The organism is Acinetobacter lactucae (genome assembly GCF_013344765.1).
Classification (GTDB): domain Bacteria; phylum Pseudomonadota; class Gammaproteobacteria; order Pseudomonadales; family Moraxellaceae; genus Acinetobacter; species Acinetobacter lactucae_A.
Window position 1 is genome coordinate 1 of sequence record NZ_JABVBF010000232.1, and the last position, 3911, is coordinate 3911.

The 3911-nt window shown below is 34.5% G+C and carries 3 protein-coding genes; 2 read left to right on the forward strand and 1 reads right to left on the reverse strand.

Annotation, left to right across the window (positions count from 1 at the left end; genetic code table 11):
* Positions 1-197: 197 nt before the first annotated feature.
* Positions 198-1019, forward strand: coding sequence for an ROK family protein (locus HUN22_RS15930; RefSeq protein WP_174731383.1), 822 nt, complete (start codon positions 198-200; stop codon positions 1017-1019).
* Between the two features lie 55 nt (positions 1020-1074).
* On the opposite strand, the gene HUN22_RS15935 is transcribed toward HUN22_RS15930, so the two are convergent.
* Positions 1075-1995, reverse strand: a complete 921-nt coding sequence (locus HUN22_RS15935) for an aminoglycoside phosphotransferase family protein (RefSeq protein ID WP_174731386.1) — start codon at positions 1993-1995, stop codon at positions 1075-1077.
* Positions 1996-2260: 265 nt separating this feature from the next.
* On the opposite strand from HUN22_RS15935, the gene HUN22_RS15940 reads away from it, so the two are divergent.
* Complete coding sequence (locus HUN22_RS15940) at positions 2261-3535, forward strand: tyrosine-type recombinase/integrase (protein WP_174731389.1); 1275 nt, start codon at positions 2261-2263, stop codon at positions 3533-3535.
* The last annotated feature ends 376 nt before the right edge of the window (positions 3536-3911 follow it).

Here is a 3911-nt window from a genome sequence, read left to right on the forward strand (position 1 = left end):
TTTATAAAGGGGTAAAAAATAGAAAAATTAGTAAACAACTATTTGTTATACATACGCGAATATTCGGTATAAGGAAAATGATAGATCTTCATTTGAATTAAATTTAAAAAGTTATTACAGAATTACTGATAATTATAAAAACACTATCATGTAGACACGTTAAAATTTAGAAAATAATTTTTTATCTAAGGCATTTGATGAAAACACAGAAAATTGGTGTAGATCTTGGAGGCACTAAATTATTGATATTATGTGATGAAATTGAGGAAATATTTAGTACAGGAATTTCATTCACTCCAGAAGAATTAATATCACACCTACAATCTTTTATTTTTAAACATGGAATTAAGCCCCACAGCATAAGCCTAGCAGTACCTGGTTTAATTAATGAATTTGGACACATTGTTAATTGTGATGTGCTACCAGCATTTATAGGTTGGCAAGGAAATGACGCATTAAAATTATTATGTAGTAAAACAATTATCTTAAATGATGTAAAAGCTGCCATGCATGCAGAACTAAATGATTCCTCGTCTCATGCCGCAAGTGGCATTATTATGATTGGTACAGGTATCGGGGCTGCATTCATAATAAATGGAAAACCCTTACTGGGAGCTAATGGTTGGGCTGGTGAGCTAGGTTATTTACCAGTAAAGGATCATGGAGAAATTAAGAGACTAGATGAAGTTGCAAGTGGCTCAGCAATTACCAAGCAATGTGCACTCAGTCCATCTAATCTAGCATTAATGGCTAACAATGGAGATCAACCAACTTTAACTGTTATAAAAGAGGCAGGCACAGCTTTAGGTCTGGGAATAGCAACTGTTATTAATCTTTTAAATCCATCGCAATTAGTAATAGGAGGAGGAACAATAGAATTACCCGGTTATTTAGACGCGGCTTTAAAGTCTGCTAAAGAAAACTGCCTTCCTGAGCTTTGGCAAGATTGTGATATATCAAAAGTAAAAGCGGGAAGAAAAGTAGCTGCTTTAGGTGCTATACGTGCAATTGAACAATAAAATTATTTACCGTTAATCAGCAATATTTATGAGTAAAACTAAAAATTTACTAAAACTATGTCTGCAAATCTTTTAATACTATTTTTAATGTCTTAATGGCTGAAGATCTAAAGATAGTATTACCTTCCATAGACTTATTTTTATCTGTCCATGCTATTGCTGCAAGACATTGAATCCCGACATAAGTTAGAAACTCCCTTTGAGGTACTACTTCCCCATAAGTCATTTCCCAACCTTGTAGAAAAGCATGTCTTAACTCTAAATCAGAGAAATCCACATCCAACCAAACGATCTTTGCTAAATCATAAACAGCATCACCAATACGAGCCGCTTCATAATCTAAAACACCAGAGATTTTATTACAGCTAGTTGCAAGAAGGTTCCGACCAATATAATCACAATGTAAAAGACTAAATTGGATTGGTTCCCGCAAGTCTTTGCAATATAAAAGCAACTCACTTAGCTCATAACTAAATTCTTTGTAATCAGCTTTAGTTGGATCAATACGTGACATCCATTTTGTTGTCATTAATTTTAGATGTTCATTCCATAAAGTTGGATCTTTTGAAGAGTCATCTCGCCCCTTCCAAAAGCTCATCTCAAATAAACGTGAAGGACTAATCGCTCGATGAAAACTTCCTAGAGATGCACCTGCCTCTTTTAATAAGGATAATTTTTCTGTTCTCGAACAATTTTTTAAAATGTTATTTACTGGCTGCCCTTCTAAAGCACTCATTACAACAACGAAATAATTTTCCCATTCATATTGATTTAATAGTTTTGGGGCCAATGAAAACGCTCTAAGCTCATCCAATATTTCACAATATCTTTCACGATCTACTTTACGTGTATACATTTTTACAAAGACATATCCTTGAGTAGTTTGTGCTTTGTATACAGTAGCTCCATCTCTATGAGTAACTAAACTCAATGTCTTTGCTTGAATTCTGTTGAGTAAGCCATCTAAATTTTTCATAAGTTTTTATTAAATATAAAAGTCATAATTCATATTTATTATGTGCTAAAGAATATAGATAAAAAAAAGCCCTTGTCATTAACAAGGGCTTTTTAAGAATTTTGGCGGAAGCGGTGTCCGTCTAACACTTGTCTCATACAGTCCAATTAAATATTAAATAATTATATAATTCAATATTTTGAAATAAAAAGCATCCAATACAGTCTTGCACAATCTAGCTCTCTCCAATATTCTTTGAGGGGTAGGTTGTGGGGTAAAAAATTGTATGCCAAAAAAATCTAAAGAGCTTTCAGCACTTAGTGTATCAAAAATTAAAGAGACTGGACGACATTCTGTAGGGGGTGTTGATGGCCTATGTTTGAATGTAGAAGGTAATTCTCGTGTATGGATTTTACGTGCTACTGTTGGAAAACGTTTAAATAAAGATGGGAAACTAAAACCTCATCGCCGTGATATTGGTCTTGGCCCCTATCCTGAAGTTTCTTTAGCTGAAGCTCGAGCAAAAGCTACTGAATTAAGATTACAAATCCGAAACGGGATTGATCCTATCCGACATAAACAGGAACAACGCGAGGCTTTACTTCTTCAACAACAGCGTGAGAAGACCTTCCTTGAATGTGCCAAGATTGTAATTCAGAAGAAAACATTAGAACTTAAAAATGAGAAACATATTGCACAGTGGGCATCTACCTTAGAAACCTATATCTATCCTGTTATAGGCGATCGCATAATCGGATCTATCACGAAAGCAGATATTGTTACTGCACTTGAGCCCATCTGGATAGAAAGACATGAAACAGCAAAACGGGTTCGTGGTCGAATAGAGACTATTTTCGATTATGCTAAAGCTATGGAATATTTTGTTGGAGATAATCCAGCTGCATGGAAAGGTAATTTAGAACCTATTCTTGGTAATCTAAAACTACAATCTAAGCCTCATCCATCACTACCATATATGCAAGTAGCTGATTTCATCCATGACTTAAGACAGAAAAAAGTTGGAATTTCTCCCAGAGCATTAGAATTTGCAATATTTACAGCTTGTCGTTCGGGTGAGGTATTTGGTGCTTTATGGAAAGAAATCGACTTTAAAAATAAAATCTGGATTATTCCAAAAGAACGAATGAAAGCGGATAAAGAACATCGAGTTCCTTTATCTGAAACAGCAATTAGATTAGTTGAGCAACTTTATCAAGAAATTCATCCTCAACCAAATGATTTTATTTTCCCTGCCCCACGCGGTGGTATGCTGTCAGATATGTCTTTAACAACGTTAATTAAACGGATGCATGACAAGAAATTAAAAGAAGATGGTGTGGGCTATATTGACCCTAAACAAAATCGAGTGATCACGACACATGGTTTCCGTTCAACTTTCCGTGATTGGTCAGCTGATAAAACAAATTACCCTCGTGAAGTTTGTGAGCATGTATTAGCTCATAAGCTACCAGATGAAGTGGAAGCTGCTTATTTACGTGGAGCTTATCTAGAAAAGCGTAAGGGATTAATGAAAGATTGGGCTAATTTCTGTAATGCTTAGCAGATTAAACAATGTAATTTCGGACTCCTGCTAATAATGCAGGAGTCTAGTTGGATTTATTACAATGAAGGATTAAAAGATCATTTATAAAGATAAACCCTACACAAAAATTTGCCTCCCTCTACTGAATCAGCGAAATTTTAGAGTAGCTCCTTAAACAATAAAATTTAATTTATATAAGCTTATTCGTATTTAAAACATATCCAGCAACTTTTAGTTCTTAAGCAAACTGAAATTTCCAAGCTTCAGTCTATCCCTCTCAGTCCACATAACGCCAAGATAGTCATTTGGAATTTCTAGTTCAGCAAATTTTAAGGCACAAACTATATCTAACCCATTATTCCCAATAAAAGAACCTACAACAAATTTAGTAGGG